The 18,027-nt window shown below is 62.1% G+C and carries 18 protein-coding genes; 10 read left to right on the top strand and 8 right to left on the bottom strand.

The window, feature by feature from the left end; translation table 11 throughout:
• The first annotated feature begins 2 nt into the window (after window positions 1–2).
• The 3 genes from gcvT (at window position 3) to ABIE20_RS03835 (ending at window position 2,321) form a co-directional block, all read left to right on the top strand.
• Window positions 3–1,127, top strand: a complete 1,125-nt coding sequence (gene gcvT / locus ABIE20_RS03845; protein ID WP_429502916.1) for a glycine cleavage system aminomethyltransferase GcvT — start codon at window positions 3–5, stop codon at window positions 1,125–1,127.
• A 347-nt stretch (window positions 1,128–1,474) separates the two neighbouring features.
• Window positions 1,475–1,687, top strand: coding sequence for a cold-shock protein (locus tag ABIE20_RS03840; RefSeq protein ID WP_236177791.1), 213 nt, complete (start codon window positions 1,475–1,477; stop codon window positions 1,685–1,687).
• A 145-nt stretch (window positions 1,688–1,832) separates the two neighbouring features.
• Complete coding sequence (locus tag ABIE20_RS03835; protein ID WP_429502914.1) at window positions 1,833–2,321, top strand: RDD family protein; 489 nt, start codon at window positions 1,833–1,835, stop codon at window positions 2,319–2,321.
• A gap of 52 nt (window positions 2,322–2,373) precedes the next feature.
• On the opposite strand, the gene lptG is transcribed toward ABIE20_RS03835, so the two are convergent.
• Window positions 2,374–3,435: an LPS export ABC transporter permease LptG gene (gene lptG / locus ABIE20_RS03830; protein ID WP_429502912.1), complete on the bottom strand. Its 1,062-nt coding sequence runs from the start codon at window positions 3,433–3,435 to the stop codon at window positions 2,374–2,376.
• The gene (gene lptF / locus ABIE20_RS03825) at window positions 3,428–4,543 is read right to left on the bottom strand and encodes an LPS export ABC transporter permease LptF (RefSeq protein ID WP_429502911.1); all 1,116 of its coding nucleotides are present in this window, start codon (window positions 4,541–4,543) and stop codon (window positions 3,428–3,430) included. The genes lptG and lptF overlap by 8 nt, the downstream gene beginning before the upstream one ends.
• A gap of 280 nt (window positions 4,544–4,823) precedes the next feature.
• On the opposite strand from lptF, the gene ABIE20_RS03820 reads away from it, so the two are divergent.
• The 5 genes from ABIE20_RS03820 (at window position 4,824) to rlmF (ending at window position 11,196) form a co-directional block, all read left to right on the top strand.
• Window positions 4,824–6,317 (top strand): leucyl aminopeptidase, encoded by a 1,494-nt coding sequence (locus ABIE20_RS03820; protein ID WP_429502909.1) that lies wholly within the window; start codon window positions 4,824–4,826, stop codon window positions 6,315–6,317.
• A 51-nt stretch (window positions 6,318–6,368) separates the two neighbouring features.
• Window positions 6,369–6,797, top strand: coding sequence for a DNA polymerase III subunit chi (locus tag ABIE20_RS03815; protein ID WP_429502907.1), 429 nt, complete (start codon window positions 6,369–6,371; stop codon window positions 6,795–6,797).
• Between the two features lie 5 nt (window positions 6,798–6,802).
• Window positions 6,803–7,150 (top strand): DNA polymerase III subunit chi, encoded by a 348-nt coding sequence (locus ABIE20_RS03810; RefSeq protein ID WP_429502905.1) that lies wholly within the window; start codon window positions 6,803–6,805, stop codon window positions 7,148–7,150.
• A 135-nt stretch (window positions 7,151–7,285) separates the two neighbouring features.
• The gene (locus ABIE20_RS03805; protein ID WP_429502903.1) at window positions 7,286–10,132 is read left to right on the top strand and encodes a valine--tRNA ligase; all 2,847 of its coding nucleotides are present in this window, start codon (window positions 7,286–7,288) and stop codon (window positions 10,130–10,132) included.
• A 101-nt stretch (window positions 10,133–10,233) separates the two neighbouring features.
• Complete coding sequence (gene rlmF / locus ABIE20_RS03800) at window positions 10,234–11,196, top strand: 23S rRNA (adenine(1618)-N(6))-methyltransferase RlmF (protein ID WP_429502902.1); 963 nt, start codon at window positions 10,234–10,236, stop codon at window positions 11,194–11,196.
• A 51-nt stretch (window positions 11,197–11,247) separates the two neighbouring features.
• On the opposite strand, the gene ABIE20_RS03795 is transcribed toward rlmF, so the two are convergent.
• On the bottom strand, window positions 11,248–11,529 hold the full coding sequence (locus tag ABIE20_RS03795; protein ID WP_009398256.1) for an HU family DNA-binding protein: 282 nt from the start codon (window positions 11,527–11,529) through the stop codon (window positions 11,248–11,250).
• Window positions 11,530–11,937: 408 nt separating this feature from the next.
• Here ABIE20_RS03795 and yejK point away from each other — a divergent pair, with 408 nt between their 5' ends.
• Window positions 11,938–12,945, top strand: coding sequence for a nucleoid-associated protein YejK (yejK, locus tag ABIE20_RS03790; RefSeq protein WP_429502899.1), 1,008 nt, complete (start codon window positions 11,938–11,940; stop codon window positions 12,943–12,945).
• On the opposite strand, the gene ABIE20_RS03785 is transcribed toward yejK, so the two are convergent.
• The gene (locus ABIE20_RS03785; protein WP_429502898.1) at window positions 12,926–13,222 is read right to left on the bottom strand and encodes a GIY-YIG nuclease family protein; all 297 of its coding nucleotides are present in this window, start codon (window positions 13,220–13,222) and stop codon (window positions 12,926–12,928) included. The genes yejK and ABIE20_RS03785 overlap by 20 nt on opposite strands.
• A gap of 206 nt (window positions 13,223–13,428) precedes the next feature.
• Between ABIE20_RS03785 and ABIE20_RS03780 the strand changes: the two genes are divergently transcribed.
• Window positions 13,429–14,355: a hypothetical protein gene (locus ABIE20_RS03780; protein ID WP_429502896.1), complete on the top strand. Its 927-nt coding sequence runs from the start codon at window positions 13,429–13,431 to the stop codon at window positions 14,353–14,355.
• On the opposite strand, the gene ABIE20_RS03775 is transcribed toward ABIE20_RS03780, so the two are convergent.
• The 4 genes from ABIE20_RS03775 to hisC all read right to left on the bottom strand — a co-directional run bounded on the left by ABIE20_RS03775 (window position 14,337) and on the right by hisC (window position 18,027).
• Window positions 14,337–14,810, bottom strand: coding sequence for a nuclear transport factor 2 family protein (locus tag ABIE20_RS03775; protein ID WP_429502894.1), 474 nt, complete (start codon window positions 14,808–14,810; stop codon window positions 14,337–14,339). The two genes, ABIE20_RS03780 and ABIE20_RS03775, sit on opposite strands and share 19 nt — an antisense overlap.
• A gap of 90 nt (window positions 14,811–14,900) precedes the next feature.
• Complete coding sequence (locus ABIE20_RS03770) at window positions 14,901–16,184, bottom strand: CynX/NimT family MFS transporter (RefSeq protein ID WP_429502892.1); 1,284 nt, start codon at window positions 16,182–16,184, stop codon at window positions 14,901–14,903.
• Window positions 16,185–16,199: 15 nt separating this feature from the next.
• Complete coding sequence (locus tag ABIE20_RS03765) at window positions 16,200–16,850, bottom strand: FadR/GntR family transcriptional regulator (RefSeq protein ID WP_429502890.1); 651 nt, start codon at window positions 16,848–16,850, stop codon at window positions 16,200–16,202.
• A gap of 130 nt (window positions 16,851–16,980) precedes the next feature.
• Window positions 16,981–18,027 (bottom strand): histidinol-phosphate transaminase, encoded by a 1,047-nt coding sequence (gene hisC / locus ABIE20_RS03760; protein ID WP_429502888.1) that lies wholly within the window; start codon window positions 18,025–18,027, stop codon window positions 16,981–16,983.

Genomic DNA, 18,027 nt, shown 5'->3' with positions numbered 1-18,027 from the left:
CAATGTCCACCGAAACACTGCTCAAGACCCCGCTGCACGCCCTGCACCTGGAGCTGGGCGCCCGCATGGTGCCCTTCGCCGGTTACGACATGCCGGTCCAGTACCCGCTGGGAGTGATGAAAGAGCACCTGCACAGCCGCGAGCAAGCCGGCCTGTTCGATGTTTCGCACATGGGCCAGATCCGCCTGAGCGGCGCCGGTGCGGCCAAGGCCCTGGAAACCCTGGTGCCGGTCGACATCATCGACCTGCCGGTGGGCATGCAGCGCTATGCCATGTTCACCAACGAACAAGGCGGCATCCTCGACGACCTGATGGTCGCCAACCTGGGTAACGACGAACTGTTCCTGGTGGTCAACGCTGCCTGCAAGGAGCAGGACCTGGCTCACTTGCGCAAACATATCGGCGACCAATGCCAGATCCAGCCGCTGTTTGAAGAGCGCGCCCTGCTGGCCCTGCAGGGGCCGGTGGCGGTCAAGGTGCTGGAGCGCCTGGCGCCCGCCGTGGCGAAAATGACCTTTATGCAGTTTCAGCCGGTACAACTGCTGGGCGCCGACTGTTTCGTCAGCCGTTCGGGTTATACCGGTGAAGACGGTTTCGAGATTTCCGTTCCGGCAGAAAAAGCCGAAGAGCTGGCGCGCCGCCTGCTGGCCGAGCCTGAAGTACAAGCAATCGGCCTGGGTGCACGCGACTCGCTGCGCCTGGAAGCCGGCCTGTGCCTGTATGGCCATGACATGAACACTCAGACCACACCAATCGAAGCCAGCCTGCTGTGGGCCATCTCCAAGGTGCGGCGTGCCGACGGCGAGCGTGCCGGGGGCTTCCCGGGGGCCGACGCAATCTTCGCCCAGCAGCACAGCGGTGTTGCACGCAAACGCGTGGGCCTGCTGCCGCAGGAACGCACGCCTGTGCGTGAAGGCGCCGAGATTGTCGACGAGGCAGGCACGGTTATCGGCAGTATCTGCAGTGGCGGCTTTGGACCGTCATTGAACGCACCCGTGGCAATGGGTTATCTGGATGCGGCCCACAGCGCACTGGATACTCAGGTATGGGCAATTGTTCGTGGCAAGCGCGTAGCGATGAAAGTCAGCAAGATGCCGTTCGTTGCCCAGCGCTATTACCGCGGCTGAATCGATACTTGAAACAGAGTGTCATGGCGCGTTCGGATTTTCGAATTCGAACGCGTTTTATAACTTTCGAAAAGCGTTGCAACACCGCTTGGAATGAGCCGGAAAAAATCCATCGAACGGTGGCTAAAAGGCACAGCGGCAGCGGTCTGCAGGGCTTGTTTTTGTCTTCAAAGTTAGCGTATTGTCTGTGCACTGTGTTTGCATGGGTCGCTATGGTTCGTGACCTGGGCAGTAGCTCTGATGTTTGCTACACCCGTTCGACGTCTCTTACTTTCCTGCAACCCAGCCCAGTACTCTTTCATTTGGAAGAAGCTGTTACTAATTCTAAGTTTCATAGGAAATAAGCTATGTCGACTCGTCAGAGCGGTACCGTCAAGTGGTTTAACGACGAAAAAGGTTTTGGTTTCATCACTCCAGAAAGCGGTCCGGATCTGTTCGTACATTTCCGCGCTATTCAGGGCAACGGCTTCAAGAGCCTGAAAGAAGGCCAGAAAGTCACCTTCATCGCCGTGCAGGGCCAAAAAGGCATGCAGGCTGACGAAGTTATCGCGGAAGCCTGATTTCCCGATAGAAAAGCCCCTGCTGGCAACAGCAGGGGCTTTTTTGTGCGCGTTCGGCGGGCCTGGCCAGGAAACCGTGTCGCAGGGCAACGAATTGTCCGCGTAATTTCGTAGAATGGCGGTTTTGCCCAAGGAGGGCCCGTGTATGCCCAAGCCGTTGTTGCAGCCCCAGGGCGATTTCCCCCCGGTCGACCTGGGCCGCCGCCTGGCCGCGATGTTCTACGACTTCCTGCTCTGTACGGCGCTGCTGATCGTCACCGCAGGCGCCTACAAGATGATCCAGATGGCCTTTATCGGCGAGGCGCGCATGCGCGAGTTGACCGAGGCAGGCGCCCTGGATGGCGACCCCTTGCTCTCGACCATTTTGCTGTTCGCCCTGTTCGGCTTCTTCGCCAAGTTCTGGACCCACGGCGGCCAGACCCTGGGCATGCAGGTATGGGGCATCCGCGTGCAGAACGCCGACGGTAGCGCCATCAGCCTGTGGCAGGCGCTGCTGCGTTTTGTCGTGTCGATTGGCTCCTGGCTTTGCCTGGGCCTGGGTTTTATCTGGGCGCTGTTCGACAAGCGCAAGCGCAGCTGGCATGACATCTACTCCGACACTCAGCTGGTGCGTATTCCCAAGCGCAAAAAATGACCGTACACAAAAAAGCCGACCTTGAGGTCGGCTTTTTCTTGTTCGCAGCAAGCTATCCGGCGCGCCGCAACAGCCACAACCCGGCCACCGCACAGATCGCCGCCGGCAGCACCACCGCCAGCAATGGTGGGAAGCCGAAGACCTGACTGGAAGGCCCGAGCAGGTCCTGGGCGATGCGGAACACGAAGCCCACCAGCACACCGGTGAACACTCGCTGACCAAGGGTTACCGAGCGCAGCGGACCGAAGATGAAGGAGATCGCCATCAGCACCAGCGCAGCAGTGACCATCGGCTGCAGCACTTTGGTCCAGAATGCCAGCCAGTAACGGGCATTGTTCAGGCCCTGGTCGGACAGGTAGTGGATGTAGTCCCAGAGGCCGGTGATCGACAGTGACTCTGGCGCTACCACCACGGTATTGAGCAACTGCGGGGTAACGGAAACATCCCAGCGTTCTTCAGGCGTTTTGATGACTTCGGTGTGATCGCCACGGAAATAGGTGGTGGTCACGTCGTTGAGCAGCCAGTGATCTTCCTTGTACTGAGCACGGCGGGCAAAGCTCGACGTCTGCATGTGCCGCTCATTGTCGAAACGATAGCGGGTCACGCCGTACAGCAAGCCGTTGGGCTGCACCGAGTTGATGTGCACGAACTCGTCACCCTGGCGGTGCCACATGCCGCGCTTGGAGCTCTGCGCCTCACCGCCACCCTGGGCCAGGGAACGGTCGGCCTGGGCCTTGTTCTCGGTAACCGGGGCCAGGTATTCGCCAATCAGGATACCGGCCAGCATCAGCACCAGCATCGGCTTCATCACCGCCCAGACGATCCGCCCGATCGACACGCCGGCAGCGCGCATGATGGTCAGTTCGCTACTGCTGGCCAGGCTGCCCAGGCCGATCAGGCAGCCGATCAGCGCGGCCATCGGCAGCATGTCGTAGAGGCGCCGCGGTGCGGTGAGCAGGACGAAGTTGCCGGCGTCCATCAGCGTGTAGGTGTCGGTGATATCGCCCATCTCGTCGATGAAGGCAAACAGCGAAGCCAGGCCGAGAATGATCCCCAAAACGGCGAGGATCGCCATCAGCACGCTTTTGCCGATGTAACTGTCGAGCTTAACCATGGGCCACCTCCGCACGGCGAGCGGCGCGCTTGAGGCGCAACGGCTCCCAGTACATCAGCCCCAGGCCGATCAACAGGAACAGGCCATGGACCCACCAGATGCCCAGGCCGATCGGCAACTTGCCTTTCTCCAGGGCGCCACGCACGGCAATCAGCATTGTCAGGTACGCCATATACAGAAGAATCGCCGGCAGCAGCTTGAGGAAACGGCCCTGGCGCGGGTTGACCCGTGACAGTGGCACCGCCAGCAGGGTGACGATGAACACCAGCAATGGCAGCGACAGGCGCCATTGCAGCTCGGCACGCTCGCGCAGGCCCTTGCTGCCAATCAATTGCGAAGTCGGGATGGCTTCACGCTCGGTGATTTCTTCACTGACTTCAGGCTTGGGCAACAGCACGCCGTAGGTGTCGTACTTGATTGCGCGGTAATCAGCCTGGCCAGGGCTACCGTCATAGCGGTAGCCGTTTTCCAGGATCAGGTAGCGGTTGCCATCAGGATTGACCTGCTGGTGGCCTTTTTCCGCCACCAGTACCGACGGACCGCGGTCCTTGGTCTTGTCCTGGTTGAAACGCTTCTCGGAAATGAACACACCGCCGAGGTTGACCCGGTCTTCCGACAGTTGCTCGGTATAGGTAACCCGCGAACCATCGCGCAGGGTCTGGAAGCGGCCCGGCACCAGGGTGTCGAACTCGGTCAGGGCGTCCTGCTGGTTGATGATCTGCGCGACCTGGGTAACGCCCTGGGGCGCCAGGCTCAGGCTCAGCCAGGCCACCAGCAGGGCAACCAGTGCCGCCGGCGCCATGGTCATGCCCAGCAGGCGCTGCTGGCTCATGCCAGTGGCCGACAGCACGGTCATTTCGCTTTCCAGGTACAACCGGCCATAGGCCAGGAGGATGCCGAGGAACAGGCCCAACGGCAGGATCAGTTGCAGGAAGCCCGGCAGGCGGTAGCCCATGATCAGGAACAGCACGCTCGGGTCGAGCACGCCCTGGGCCGCCTGGGCCAGGTATTTGATGAAGCGCCCACTCATGATGATGACCAGCAGCACAGCGCTGACGGCACTCAAGGTCACCAGGACCTCGCGGGACAGATAACGAAAGACGATCAAACCAGACACTCCTGGGTTGTCAGGCTCGGACAGCCGAACAAGAAATCCATAACAGCCAAGATAGTAGCCCGCTCGCCAGAGCGAACCCGGGTAAAAGTTGGCGCATTATCCTGTGATTGGCCGTGCCTGTCACTTGGCGCCGCACAATGCTTCATCTCGGGGTTGTCACGGCGGGCGAAGCAGGCTCAAACTGGGGGCTTTAGCACTGGTACGCGACCACGCGGCCACGACCGCGCCTGCATAGACAACGCGCATCGACAGATCATTCGGGGAACCTGACATGGAACTGGTTGTAAAAAGCGTCGCCGCAGCATCCTTGAAAACCGCCACCCTGGTCCTGCCTGTGGCCGAAGGCGGCAAACTCGGCGCCATCGCCAAGACCATCGACCAGGCCACCGGCGGTGCCCTGGCCAGCGTGCTCAAGCGCGGCGACCTGGCCGGCAAGGTCGGCCAGACCCTGCTGCTGCACAGCCTGCCGAATCTCAAGGCCGAGCGCGTGCTGCTGGTCGGTACCGGCAAGGACGCCGAGCTGGGTGATCGCAGCTGGCGCAAGGTCATTGCCGCCGTGCTGGCAGTGCTCAAGGGCCTGAACGGTAGCGACGCAGCACTGGCCCTGGACGACGTCAAGGTTGCCGGCCGCGATGCTTTCTATGGCAAGACCCGCCTGTTGGCTGAAACCCTGCTCGACGGCCAGTACGTGTTCGACCAGTTCAAGAGCAAGAAAGCCGAACCACGCGCCCTGAAGAAAATCACCCTGCTCAGCGCCAAGGCCGGCGCTAGCGATGTCGAGCGCGCGGTCAAGCACGCCGTCGCCATCGCCAACGGCATGGGCTTCACCCGCGACCTGGGCAACCTGCCACCGAACGTCTGCCACCCAAGCTACCTGGCCGAACAAGCCAAGGCCCTGGGCAAGGAATTCAAAGGTCTCAAGGTCGAGGTTCTGGACGAGAAGAAGATCAAGGACCTGGGCATGGGCGCCTTCTACGCCGTTGGCCAGGGCAGCGACCAGCCGCCACGCCTGATCGTGCTCAACTACCAGGGCGGCAAGAAGAGCGAGAAGCCTTTCGTTCTGGTGGGCAAGGGCATTACCTTCGACACCGGCGGCATCAGCCTCAAGCCCGGCGCCGGCATGGATGAAATGAAGTTCGACATGGGCGGTGCCGCCAGCGTCTTCGGCACCCTGCGCGCCGTGCTCGAGCTGCAACTGCCGATCAACCTGGTGTGCCTGCTGGCCTGCGCCGAGAACATGCCAAGCGGCGGCGCCACCCGTCCGGGCGATATCGTCACGACCATGAGCGGGCAGACCGTCGAGATCCTCAACACCGACGCCGAAGGCCGCCTGGTGCTGTGCGATACCCTGACCTACGCCGAGCGTTTCAAGCCGCAGGCGGTAATCGACATCGCCACCCTGACCGGTGCCTGCATCGTTGCCCTGGGCAGCCATACCTCGGGCCTGATGGGTAACAACGACGACCTGGTCGGGCAACTGCTCGACGCCGGCAAACGTGCCGACGACCGCGCCTGGCAACTGCCGCTGTTCGACGAATACCAGGAACAGCTCGACAGCCCGTTCGCCGACATCGCCAACATCGGCGGGCCAAAAGCCGGCACCATTACCGCCGGTTGCTTCCTGTCGCGCTTTGCCAAGGCCTACAACTGGGCTCACCTGGACATCGCCGGCACGGCCTGGATCAGCGGCGGCAAGGACAAGGGCGCCACTGGCCGCCCGGTTCCGCTGCTGACCCAGTACCTGCTCGATCGCGCCAACGCCTGAGACGACGCCAGCCGCCTGCGCCCTCGGGCGTAGGCGGCCGGCAGGCTGACCATGACCAAAGTCGATTTCTACATATTGCCCAGCGCCGCGCCCTCGGCGCGCCTGGATTTCGCCTGCAAGCTCTGCGACAAAGCCTGGCGCCTGGGGCATCGGGTTTACCTGCATTGCAGCGATGCGGCCCAGCGCGATGAGCTGGATGCACGGCTGTGGGCGTTCAAGGGCGAGGCATTCGTGCCCCACGACGCGGCTGAAGACGACCCGCAGGGCAGCGTGGCCCTGGGCCTTGGCGATGACGCCGGCAGCCACCAGGACCTGCTGATCAACCTTGACCTCAAGGTGCCAGCGTTCGCAGCGCGCTTTGCCCGGATCGCCGAGATCGTGGTCGAAGAGCCGGCGATTCGTCAGGCGGCCCGAGAGAGTTTCCGTTTCTACCGCGAACAGGGCTATGCTCTGCAAGATCACCGCTTACAGCGACTCTGAAGACGATGGACAAACCCACTGCCCTGCCCCAATCCGCGCACCTGCTGGACGACCTGGAGTCGATCCGCCAGCTGCTTGGCGATGCATCCCTCGAACCGCCGCTGTTGACCGAGACCGTCGAGGAGCAGATCCCGCTGCTGCTCGAAGAAGCCCAAGCGGCACCGCAGCCGGCACCTGAAGCGCCAGCCGACCCGCAGGCCAAGCGCCAGGAAACCCTGCTGCACCTGGACGCTGAATTGCGCGCGGCCGCGCAACTGATCATGCAGGATGTGATCAACGATTTCGCCCCGCATATCGAGAGCGAGATCAAGCGCCGCCTGGATGCCCGGCTCGAGCGCCTGCTCAACCAATAAAAAGCAGTAACAAGCTTCAAGCGACAAGCTGCAAGAGCCGTGCGGCGCTCCAAGCTTGCAGCTTGTCGCTTGAAGCTTGCCGCTTCGTTATACTCTCCGGCTTTCCTGAATAAATGCCTAAGGGTCCCGCCGCGCATGGATAAGACCTACCAGCCGCACGCCATTGAAACTTCCTGGTACAACACCTGGGAGTCCGAGAATTATTTCGCTCCGCAAGGCGCGGGCGATTCCTACACCATCATGATCCCGCCGCCGAACGTCACCGGCAGCCTGCACATGGGTCATGGCTTCAACAACGCGATCATGGACGCCTTGATCCGTTTCCGCCGCATGCAGGGCCGCAACACCCTGTGGCAGCCAGGTACCGACCACGCCGGTATCGCCACGCAGATGCTGGTCGAGCGTCAACTCGAAGCCAAAGGCCAGAACCGTCACGACCTGGGTCGCGAGAAGTTCCTGGAAAAGGTCTGGGAATGGAAAGATCAGTCCGGTGGCAACATCAGCCGCCAGATTCGCCGCCTGGGCTCGTCGGTCGACTGGAGCCGCGAGCGTTTCACCATGGACGACGGCCTCTCGGAAGCAGTGAAAGAAGCCTTCGTGCGCCTGCATGAAGACGGCCTGATCTACCGCGGCAAGCGCCTGGTCAACTGGGACACCAAGCTGCACACGGCGATTTCCGACCTCGAAGTGGAAAACCACGACGAGAAGGGTCACCTGTGGAACCTGCGCTACCCGCTGGCTGACGGCGCCAAGACCGCCGATGGCAAGGATTACCTGATCGTCGCCACCACGCGGCCGGAAACCATGCTCGGCGACGCCGCCGTTGCCGTGAACCCGGAAGACGAGCGCTACAAGGCACTGATCGGCAAGTTCGTCGAGCTGCCGCTGGTTGGCCGGCGCATCCCGATCATCGCCGACGACTACTGCGACCCTGAGTTCGGCACCGGCTGCGTGAAGATCACCCCGGCCCACGATTTCAACGACTATGAAGTCGGCAAGCGCCACAACCTGCCGCTGCTGAACATCTTCGACAAGAACGCCTTCGTCCTGCCGGCCGCCCAGGTGTTCAACCTCGACGGCAGCATCAACGAAAGCATCGACGCGACCCTGCCTGCCCAGTATGCAGGTCTGGACCGCTTCGTCGCGCGCAAGCAGATCGTCGCCGATTTCGACGCCGCCGGCCTGTTGGTCAGCGTCGACGACCACGCCCTGAAAGTGCCGAAAGGCGACCGCTCGGGCACCGTCATCGAGCCGTGGCTGACCGACCAGTGGTATGTATCGACCAAGCCGCTGGCAGAGCCTGCGATTGCTGCCGTCGAAGACGGCCGCATCCAGTTCGTGCCCAAGCAGTACGAAAACATGTACTTCTCGTGGATGCGCGACATCCAGGACTGGTGCATCAGCCGTCAGCTGTGGTGGGGCCACCGTATTCCGGCCTGGTACGACGAGTCCGGCAAGGTCTACGTCGGCCGTAGCGAAGAAGAAGTGCGCAGCAAGCACAACCTCGGCGCCGACGTGGTCCTGAACCAGGACAACGACGTTCTCGACACCTGGTTCAGCTCGGGCCTGTGGACCTTCTCGACCCTGGGCTGGCCGCAGCAGACCGAATTCCTCAAGAAGTTCCACTCCACCGACGTGCTGGTCACCGGCTTCGACATCATTTTCTTCTGGGTTGCCCGGATGATCATGCTGACCATGCACCTGGTGAAGAACGAGGACGGCACCCCGCAGGTACCGTTCAAGACCGTCTACGTGCACGGCCTGGTGCGCGATGGCCAGGGCCAGAAGATGTCCAAGTCCAAGGGCAACGTCCTTGACCCGCTGGACATCGTCGACGGCATTACCCTGGACGAACTGCTGGAAAAACGCACCAGCGGCATGATGCAGCCAAAGCTTGCCGAGAAAATCGCCAAGCAGACCAAGGCCGAGTTCCCTGACGGCATCGCCAGCTACGGCACCGACGCCCTGCGCTTCACCTTCTGCTCGCTGGCCTCCACCGGCCGCGACATCAAGTTCGACATGGGCCGCGTCGAAGGCTACCGCAACTTCTGCAACAAGATCTGGAACGCTGCGCGCTACGTCCTGGACAAGGGCGAAGACTGCGGCCAGAACGGTGAAGCCTACGAGCTGTCGCTGGCTGATCGCTGGATCATCTCGCAGTTGCAGCGCACCGAAGCCGAAGTGACCCGTCAGCTCGATCAGTTCCGCTTCGACCTCGCCGCCCAGGCGCTCTACGAGTTCATCTGGAACCAGTATTGCGACTGGTACCTGGAACTGTCCAAGCCGGTACTGTGGGACGAGAACGCCCCGGTCGAACGCGCCCGTGGCACTCGCCGCACCCTGGTTCGGGTACTGGAAGTGGCGCTGCGCCTGGCGCATCCGTTCATGCCGTTCATCACCGAAGAAATCTGGCAGCGCCTGGCGCCGCTGGCCGGCGCGCAAGGCAAGACCATCATGCTGCAGCCATGGCCAGTGGCCAATGAAAGCCGCATCGATGCTGCTGCCGAAGGCGATATCGAATGGCTCAAGGAGCTGATGCTTGGCGTGCGCAACATCCGTGGCGAAATGAACATCGGCCCGGGCAAGCCGCTGCAACTATTCCTGAAAAACGCCAGTGCCGAAGACCAGCGTCGCCTGCAGGAAAACGAAGCGCTGCTGAAGAAGCTGGCGAAGATCGAATCCTTCACCGTACTCGGCGAACAGGACGAAGCGCCACTGAGCGCCACCGCACTGGTCGGCGATCTGCAGGTGCTGGTGCCGATGGCCGGGCTGATCGACAAGGATGCCGAGCTGGCTCGCCTGAACAAGGAAATCCAGCGTCTGCAGGGTGAAGTCCAGCGCGTCGGCGGCAAGTTGTCCAACGCCGCCTTCGTCGACAAGGCACCGCCTGCGGTGATCGACAAGGAGCGCGCCAAGCTGGCTGAAGCCGAACAGGCCCTGGCCAACTTCACCGAGCAGCATGCGCGGATTGCCGCCTTGTAACGATCGCTGACCTCAGTGATGCCAGCGCGGGTCAAGCCCGCTCCCACAGGAGTCTCTGTAGGAGCGGGCTTGACCCGCGATGCTTTCCACCGGACATCAAGATGACCACAGCCAACAAACCGACCCTGCACCCGCGCAACCGCCACCAGGGCCGCTACGACTTCCCCCAGCTGATCAAGAGCAGCCCTGAGCTGGGCCGGTTCATGATCACCAACCCCCACGGCAAGCCGAGCATCGACTTCGCCAACCCGGATGCAGTCAGGGTCTTCAACCGCGCCCTGCTCAAGGCCCAGTACGGCATCCAGCACTGGGACATCCCGGCTGACTATCTGTGCCCGCCAATCCCCGGCCGGGCCGACTACGTGCACGTGCTGGCCGACCTGCTGGCAGATGAGAACGGCGGCGAAATCCCCCGAGGCGCGCAGGTCCAGGTTCTGGACATCGGCGTCGGTGCCAACTGCATCTACCCGTTATTGGGCCACAGCGATTACCGCTGGCGCTTTCTCGGTTCAGACATCGACGCCACGGCGCTGGCTGCGGCCGGCGCCATCGTCCAGGCCAACAGCCTGGGCAAGGCCATCAGCCTGCGCCAGCAAGGCAATCGCAAGCACATCCTGCTGGGGCTGCTAAAAGGCGACGAGCGCTTCGACCTGACCCTGTGCAACCCGCCCTTCCACGCCTCGCGCGAAGAAGCCACCCGCGGCAGCCAGCGCAAATGGCGGGCGCTGGGCAAGGCCGACCCCAAGCGCAAGTTGCCGGTGCTGAACTTTGGCGGGCAAAACAACGAACTCTGGTGCGAAGGCGGCGAGATCCGCTTCGTCAGCCAGTTGGTGGCTGAGAGCGCCAGCCTTGGCCAGCAGGTGCTGTGGTTCACCAGCCTGGTGTCCAAAGCCTCCAACCTGCCCGGCATCCAGGCGGCGCTGAAAAAGGCCGCAGTTGTCGATCAGCGGGTGGTGGAGATGGGCCAGGGGCAGAAGCAGAGCCGCATGATCGCCTGGACCTTCCAGGATGCTGCGGCGCGCCAGGCCTGGCGCCAGCAGCGCTGGAGCAAAACCAAGGCATAAAAAAACCGCGTCCGGGCAACCCGGACGCGGCTTTTGTCGAGCTGTTTACAATTACTTGTTTACAGCGTCGGTCAGCACTTTGGCTGGTACGAACTTGACGACTTTCTTGGCAGCGATTTCGATGGCAGCGCCAGTCGAAGGGTTGCGGCCGGTACGGGCAGGACGCTCGGTGATTTTCAGTTTGCCGATGCCTGGCAGGGTGATTTCGCTGCCATTTTCCAGTTGATCAGCAACGATCTGGCCCAGTTGCTCCAGAGCGTTACGCGCGGTGGTTTTTGGCGCGTCGATAGCTTCAGCGATATCGGCGATCAGTTGGTCTTTGGTCAATGCCATGGTGGTGTTCCTTCCCTATCAAATTCAGTGAGTATGCAGAGTGCTACGTCAGTCATCGAGCCAGACCTGCGGGGTAGCCGGCGGTCCGGTGTTACAGCCACGTCAATCGCGTATGTAGATACGTAAAACGACGTTTGGTTCGACGTGACGCAAGCGGTCTGCCAGCAATGCGCCACACACGGGGCGCAAGACCGGGCAAAACTACCACAGGAATAGATAAATATCCGCCTCCCACAGGGCAAATGTGCAGGTTTTTCGGGGGTTTGCGCGAAAAAACGCAAAATTTTGAACAAAAAACGAACAACCGACATATCTGCCAACATCTGGCCGCTGAATCACCCCTGTGCTGAGGTACACTTGGCGACTTTGCAACGCGGCCAGCACCGCCCATTTTCAACCGAGAATCCCATGCCGATCCGTCATTGCATCGTCCACCTGATCGACAAGAAACCCGATGGCAGCCCCGCCGTGCTGCACGCCCGCGACTCGGAACTGGCCGAGTCGGGTGCCATCGAAAACCTCCTGGCCGATCTCAACGACAGCTACAACGCCAAACAGGGTAAAGCCTGGGGCTTCTTCCACGCAGAATCCGGCGCCCACCCGTTCAGCGGCTGGCTCAAGGAATACCTGGATGAAGGCAGCACCTTTACCGCCTTTAGCCGCGTCGCCGTCGAGCACCTGCAAAAGCTGATGGAAGAGTCCAACCTTTCGGTCGGCGGCCACGTCCTCTTCGCCCACTACCAGCAGGGCATGACCGACTACCTGGCGATTGCCCTGCTGCACCACAGCGAAGGCGTGGCCGTGAACGCCGAGCTGGATGTGACCCCGTCGCGCCACCTGGACCTGGGCCAGTTGCACCTGGCCGCGCGCATCAATATTTCAGAGTGGCAGAACAACAAGGCTTCCAAGCAGTACATCTCGTTCATCAAGGGCAAGAACGGCAAGAAGGTCTCGGAGTACTTCCGCGACTTCATCGGCTGCCAGGAAGGCGTCGATGGCCCGGGCGAGACCCGCACCCTGCTCAAGGCCTTCAGTGACTTCGTCGAAAGCGAAGACCTGCCCGAAGAAGCCGCCCGCGAGAAGACCCAGACCCTGGTCGACTACGCCACCAGCCAGACCAAGGCCGGCGAGCCGGTGACCCTCGAGGAGCTTTCGGGGCTGATCGACGAAGACCGCCCTCGGGCCTTCTACGAGCACATTCGCAACAAGGACTACGGCCTGTCGCCGGAAATCCCCGCCGATAAACGCACCCTCAACCAGTTCCGCCGCTTCACCGGTCGCGCCGAAGGCTTGTCGATCAGCTTTGAAGCGCACCTGCTGGGCTCGAAGATCGAGTACGACGAAGAAGCCGGCACCCTGATCATCAAGGGCCTGCCGACACAACTGACCGATCAGCTCAAGCGTCGCAAGGACTGAGCCCCGCCCAGGAGGCCACCAGCGCCTCCTTGGCACTTTTGCGCAGCTTCTTCACCAGCCGCTCCTGTTGCAGGGCCTTGGTTTTGTCGGGCCAGGCCTCGACATAGACCAGTGCCACCGCCGGGCTGGTGCTGAAGTAGCGAGCCCCCTGGCCCTTCTGATGGGCCAGGAAGCGCCGCTCGGGATTGTCACTGATCCCGCAGTACAGCGAACCATTGGCGGCGCGCACCAGATAGACGTACCAGGGCTTTGAGGTCGGCGGTGTAGTGTCGCTCACGCGGGCTGGACCGATAGTTTTCGAGTCGTCGATTCTAACAATTCCTCGCGGTAACAATCCCCTCTCTCATGCATTCCTACGCATCTGCCAACCGCTTGTGAGCGCGCGTATCGGCTTTTTGCCAGCGCCTTTTGCCGCTCGGCGACATACGCTCCGCGCACAGGAAAATAACGTAGGTAGCCCATCTCTCATCAGGGCTACACAACATGAAATCGATACCTGCAAAACACATTCTGCTGGCTTGCGCATTGACCCTCCCCGCAGCCAGCATGGCCTTTGCCGAGATCGGCCCGCGCACCGCAGCAGCCATGCAGGCTGCATACGAAGACAGCCGCCAGGATTGCGACGGTGAGCCTGCGTATGCCTGTTCCGGCATCATGTTGCGGGTAACCAGACCCTCAAGCCAGTATTACACCTGGAACAACAGCCCCAAGGCCATTGCCAAACGCGGCGTATCATTCTCTTACCTGCGGGCGGACGCACCGATCAGTGCATTGGCCGAAAGTGCCCGCAGCGGATACACCCTGGCGCCCATCAAGCTCCGGCCTGCCGGCAGCATGTCGTACAAACCACTCTGCGCCTATCCAACCGACGGCGACAGCTGGGAGCGCGACAAGAGCGGTTGTGGCGATAACATGCGCACTCCCCAGATAAAAGAGAACCTGTGCGACAGGCTCGGCATACATACCGCCGTACAATGGATCAGCCATTACAGAACGTCCTCCGATCCGCAGGTGATCGACCGCTGGAACGGCAATCCCGATTACCGCTACGCAGTGCAATGCAGCTTCGACATCCGCAGGACGACGGGTGTTGCGGCGGCAGAAAATTTCTATCAGGCACTACGTGTGATGCAACTGATGGAGGATCGGCCGTTTGCCTGGAACGAAATCATCATCCTGACATGGGATGAGCAACGCTTCAGGGAACTGCCTATCCAGTCGTTTTTCTACCTCGAGGGCAGCCCGGGGGGCCTTGAAGATGCTCAACGCGTGCAACGTGACTGGTACCAGCAAGCGGGCACGTTCGTTCCGGTCATCCAGATCAGCCTGCCTTGGGCCGAGCAGCCGGCACGCTTCGTCTTTAACCCCGAGGACCAAGTGATCGAAACTGATCAGCCGCGCCCCGCCTGAAACGCGCGCAGGCCTTTCTGCGCCTGGGCGCGCACCTTGCCCTGAACCAACGGCGACCAGCCCAGCAACAGCCCTGTGGCGCCCAATGCCTGGCGCGACCAGCGCCACAGGTCGAAGTTGTCGTGGTGTTCACAGATCTTGCCGTCACGAAACACGAAACGTGCCTGGATGTCGTTGACCACCGTGCGGCCGGTCTGGCTGAACAGGTAGCGGGCGACCCAGTGGGCGCTGCCAGCACGCTCGTCAGCGCGCACAGTGTCAAAGGTCAGGGAGAAGTCCTTGGCGCGGGTGGTGAGCATGCGCCACATGTCACCCGCGTCCTTGCCGCGCAAAGTACCGAAGGCCGGGTCGCTGAAAACGATATCGTCGCTGTAGCAGGCGACCATGGCTTCGGCGTCCAGGCGCTGGAAAGCCTGGTAGAAGCGGGTGATCACGGCAGTGTTGGCATCACTCATGAGGCAGGTCCGGTTCCTTTGGAATAGACCTGCACGATAGTCCGCTGAAGTGGCAAAAAGCTATGGGCATTTGCCTGGCGAATGCCAGGCTCAAACCCGCTCGCTGACTACTTGCACATGCAGGTTGCGCCCGGCCTTGAGGCCAAAGCCGATGGCACCGACACCCAGTACGGCAAAGATCCAGCCCACCGCGTCCCAGCCGCCGGTCAGGTCATGCACCAGGCCGACCGCGAACGGCCCCATCGATGCCAGGGTATAACCGATGCCCTGGGCCATGCTCGACAGGTTGGCCGCGACGTGAGCGTCCTTTGAGCGCAGCACGATCAGGGTCAGCGCCAGGGCGAAGGTACCGCCCTGCCCCAGGCCCAGTACGATGGCCCAACCCCACAGCCCTTCCAGCGGCGCATACAGGCAGCCGAACAGACCGGCCAGGGCCATGAGCATGACCACCACGATGGCCAGGCGCTGGTCCTTGCCACGGGTCGCCAGCCACGGCGCGCTGAGCGAACTGATCAATTGCACGATCACCGAACCGGACAGCACCAGCCCCGCCTGGGTCGGGCTCAGGCCACGACCGATAAGGATCGACGGCAACCAGCCGAAGACGATATAGGCCAGCGACGATTGCAGGCCCATGTACAGGGTGACCTGCCAGGCCAGCGGATCACGCAGCAGCCCGCGCACGCGGTACGCCACGTGATGAGCGCCGTGACCCTGGCGGGCCTGGGGCAGCCAGACCAGCGCGGCCAGTAAAGCCGGAATCAGCCAGAACCCCAGGCCCAGCGACCAGCTATCGCCCAGACGCTGGCTCAAGGGCACGGTAGCGCCCGCAGCCATTGCCGCGCCCAGGCACAAGGCCATGGTGTAGACGCCGGTCAGGGTCCCGGCGTGCTTGGGAAAGTCACGTTTGACGATGCCCGGCAACAGCACGCCAATCACACCGATGCTGGCCCCGGCCATGATGCTGCCGACGAATACCCCGGTGCTGCCAAAAGCGCTGCGCACGGCAATACCGGCTGCCAGCACCAGCAAAATACCGAGGATCACCCGCTCGCTGCCAAAGCGCCGCGCCAGAATCGGCGCCAGCGGCGCGAACAGCCCCAGGCACAGCACCGGCAAGGTGGTCAGCAAACCGGCCTGGGAGGCCGTCAGGCCAAGGCTGTCCGAGACCAGGCTGAGTAGCGGCGCCATGCTCGACAGCGCCGGGCGCAGGTTCAGCGCCACCAGCACCAGGCCGAGCAGCAACAGCCAGGGGCGCTTGAGCAGCACCGGTTGCTGTTGCACTTGTTCGTCGTCAGCTTCGGCATCAATCAGCAGCTCTTCCAGCTCCGGCCCGTTGGCCGGTGCCGCAGTTCGGGTTGTTTCATGGCCCATGGCAGTCTCGCAAGGTCAGGATTCGTTTATCAGTGTCCGGCTCAGGGCCTTGGCCTTGGCCGGATCGCGTTGTTCGATGGCATCGAGAATCTGCCCGTGCAGGTCGAAGACCAGCTGGCAGCGGGGCGCGTGGCTCAGGTTGTGGTGCAAGGTAGCCGCCACCACGCCGGAGAAGTAGCGATACAACTCGCTCAAGGCCGGGTTATGCGCGGCATCTACCAGGCGCTGGTGAAACACCAGGTCGCACCCGATGTACTGCTCCAGGTCGTCATGAAAGTGCGCGCTGCTGTGCCTGAGCGCTTCGCGCAGGCCTTGCAGGTCTTCTTCGGTGCGGCGCAGCGCAGCCAGGCCAATGGCCTCGGCCTCAAGGATGTGGCGAGTTTCCCGCGCCTGCTCCAGGTCGCAGCGTGACAGCGCCTGCAGGGCTTGCAACGGGTCGACGGCGGTCCGCAGGTAGCTGCCATCGCCCTGGCGAACTTCGACCAGGCCGCTGAAGGCCAGTACACGCATGGCTTCGCGCACGGTGTTGCGGCTGATGCCCAGTTCCGTGGCCAGTTCCGGTTCGGTGGGCAGGCGCTGGCCCACCGTCCAGGCCCCACTGGCGACCCGTTGGCGCAGTTGCTCGACGGCTTGTTCGACCAGGGAGCGTTTGATCAATAACGTCATGACATCCAATCATCGGATGAATTCAGAAGGGAAAGATTACCGGTAACAAGCATCGCGGGGCAAGTCGAGGCGTCGCACCGCCGCTCCCACAGTGGGAGCGGGCTTGCCCCGCGATAAGGACTGAGCAGTTTCAGTTCAGCGCATCAAGCAACGCCTGGTTCTGCTCCGGGGTACCGATGGTGATGCGCAGGAACTGGGCGATCCGCGCCTGCTTGAAGTGCCGCACGATCACCCCTTGCTCGCGCAGGCGGGCCGCAAGCTCGGCGGCGTCCTGCTGCGGGTGGCGGGCAAAGATGAAGTTGGCCGCCGACGGCAGGACTTCAAAACCAAGGGCGCTCAATTCCTTGACCAACTGCTCGCGACTGTCGATCACTTTGCGGCAGGTTTCGTCGAAGTACGTACGGTCGGCGAACGCTGCCGCCGCACCGACAATCGCCATGCGATCGAGCGGATAGGAGTTGAAGCTGTTCTTGATCCGCTCCAGCGCCTCGATCAGGTCCGGATGGCCCACCGCCAGGCCTACCCGCAAGCCGGCCAGCGAACGCGACTTGGACAGGGTCTGGGTGACCAGCAGGTTGTCATAGCGGTCCACCAGGCTGATGGCGGTCTGGCCGCCAAAGTCGATATAGGCTTCATCGACCACCACCACCGAATCCGGGTTGGCCTTGAGCAGTTGCTCGATGGCGTCCAAAGCGAGCAGGCAGCCGGTCGGCGCGTTAGGGTTGGGAAAGATGATCCCGCCATTGGCCTTACGGTAGTCATCGACGCGGATCTGGAACTGCTCGTCCAGCGCCACCGCCTCGAACGGGATGCCATACAGGCCGCAGTAGACCGGGTAGAAGCTGTAACTGATGTCGGGGAACAGCAACGGCGCATCGTGCTGGAACAGGCCATGGAAGATGTGCGCCAGCACTTCGTCCGAACCGTTGCCGAGGAACACCTGGTTACCCTGCACACCGTAGTAGTCCGCTACCGCCTGCTTGAGCAGGTCGCTGTTGGGGTCCGGGTACAGGCGCAGGTTGTCGTTGAGCTCGCCGCGCATGGCTTCCAGCGCCTTGGGTGACGGGCCGTAGGGGTTCTCGTTGGTGTTGAGCTTGACCAGCTTGGCCAGCTTTGGCTGCTCGCCCGGCACGTAAGGCACCAGGTCCTTGACGAAGGGGCTCCAGAATTTACTCAT

The organism is Pseudomonas sp. 2835 (genome assembly GCF_050435905.1).
Lineage (GTDB): Bacteria > Pseudomonadota > Gammaproteobacteria > Pseudomonadales > Pseudomonadaceae > Aquipseudomonas.
This window is presented reverse-complemented; position numbering and strand designations above follow the sequence as displayed.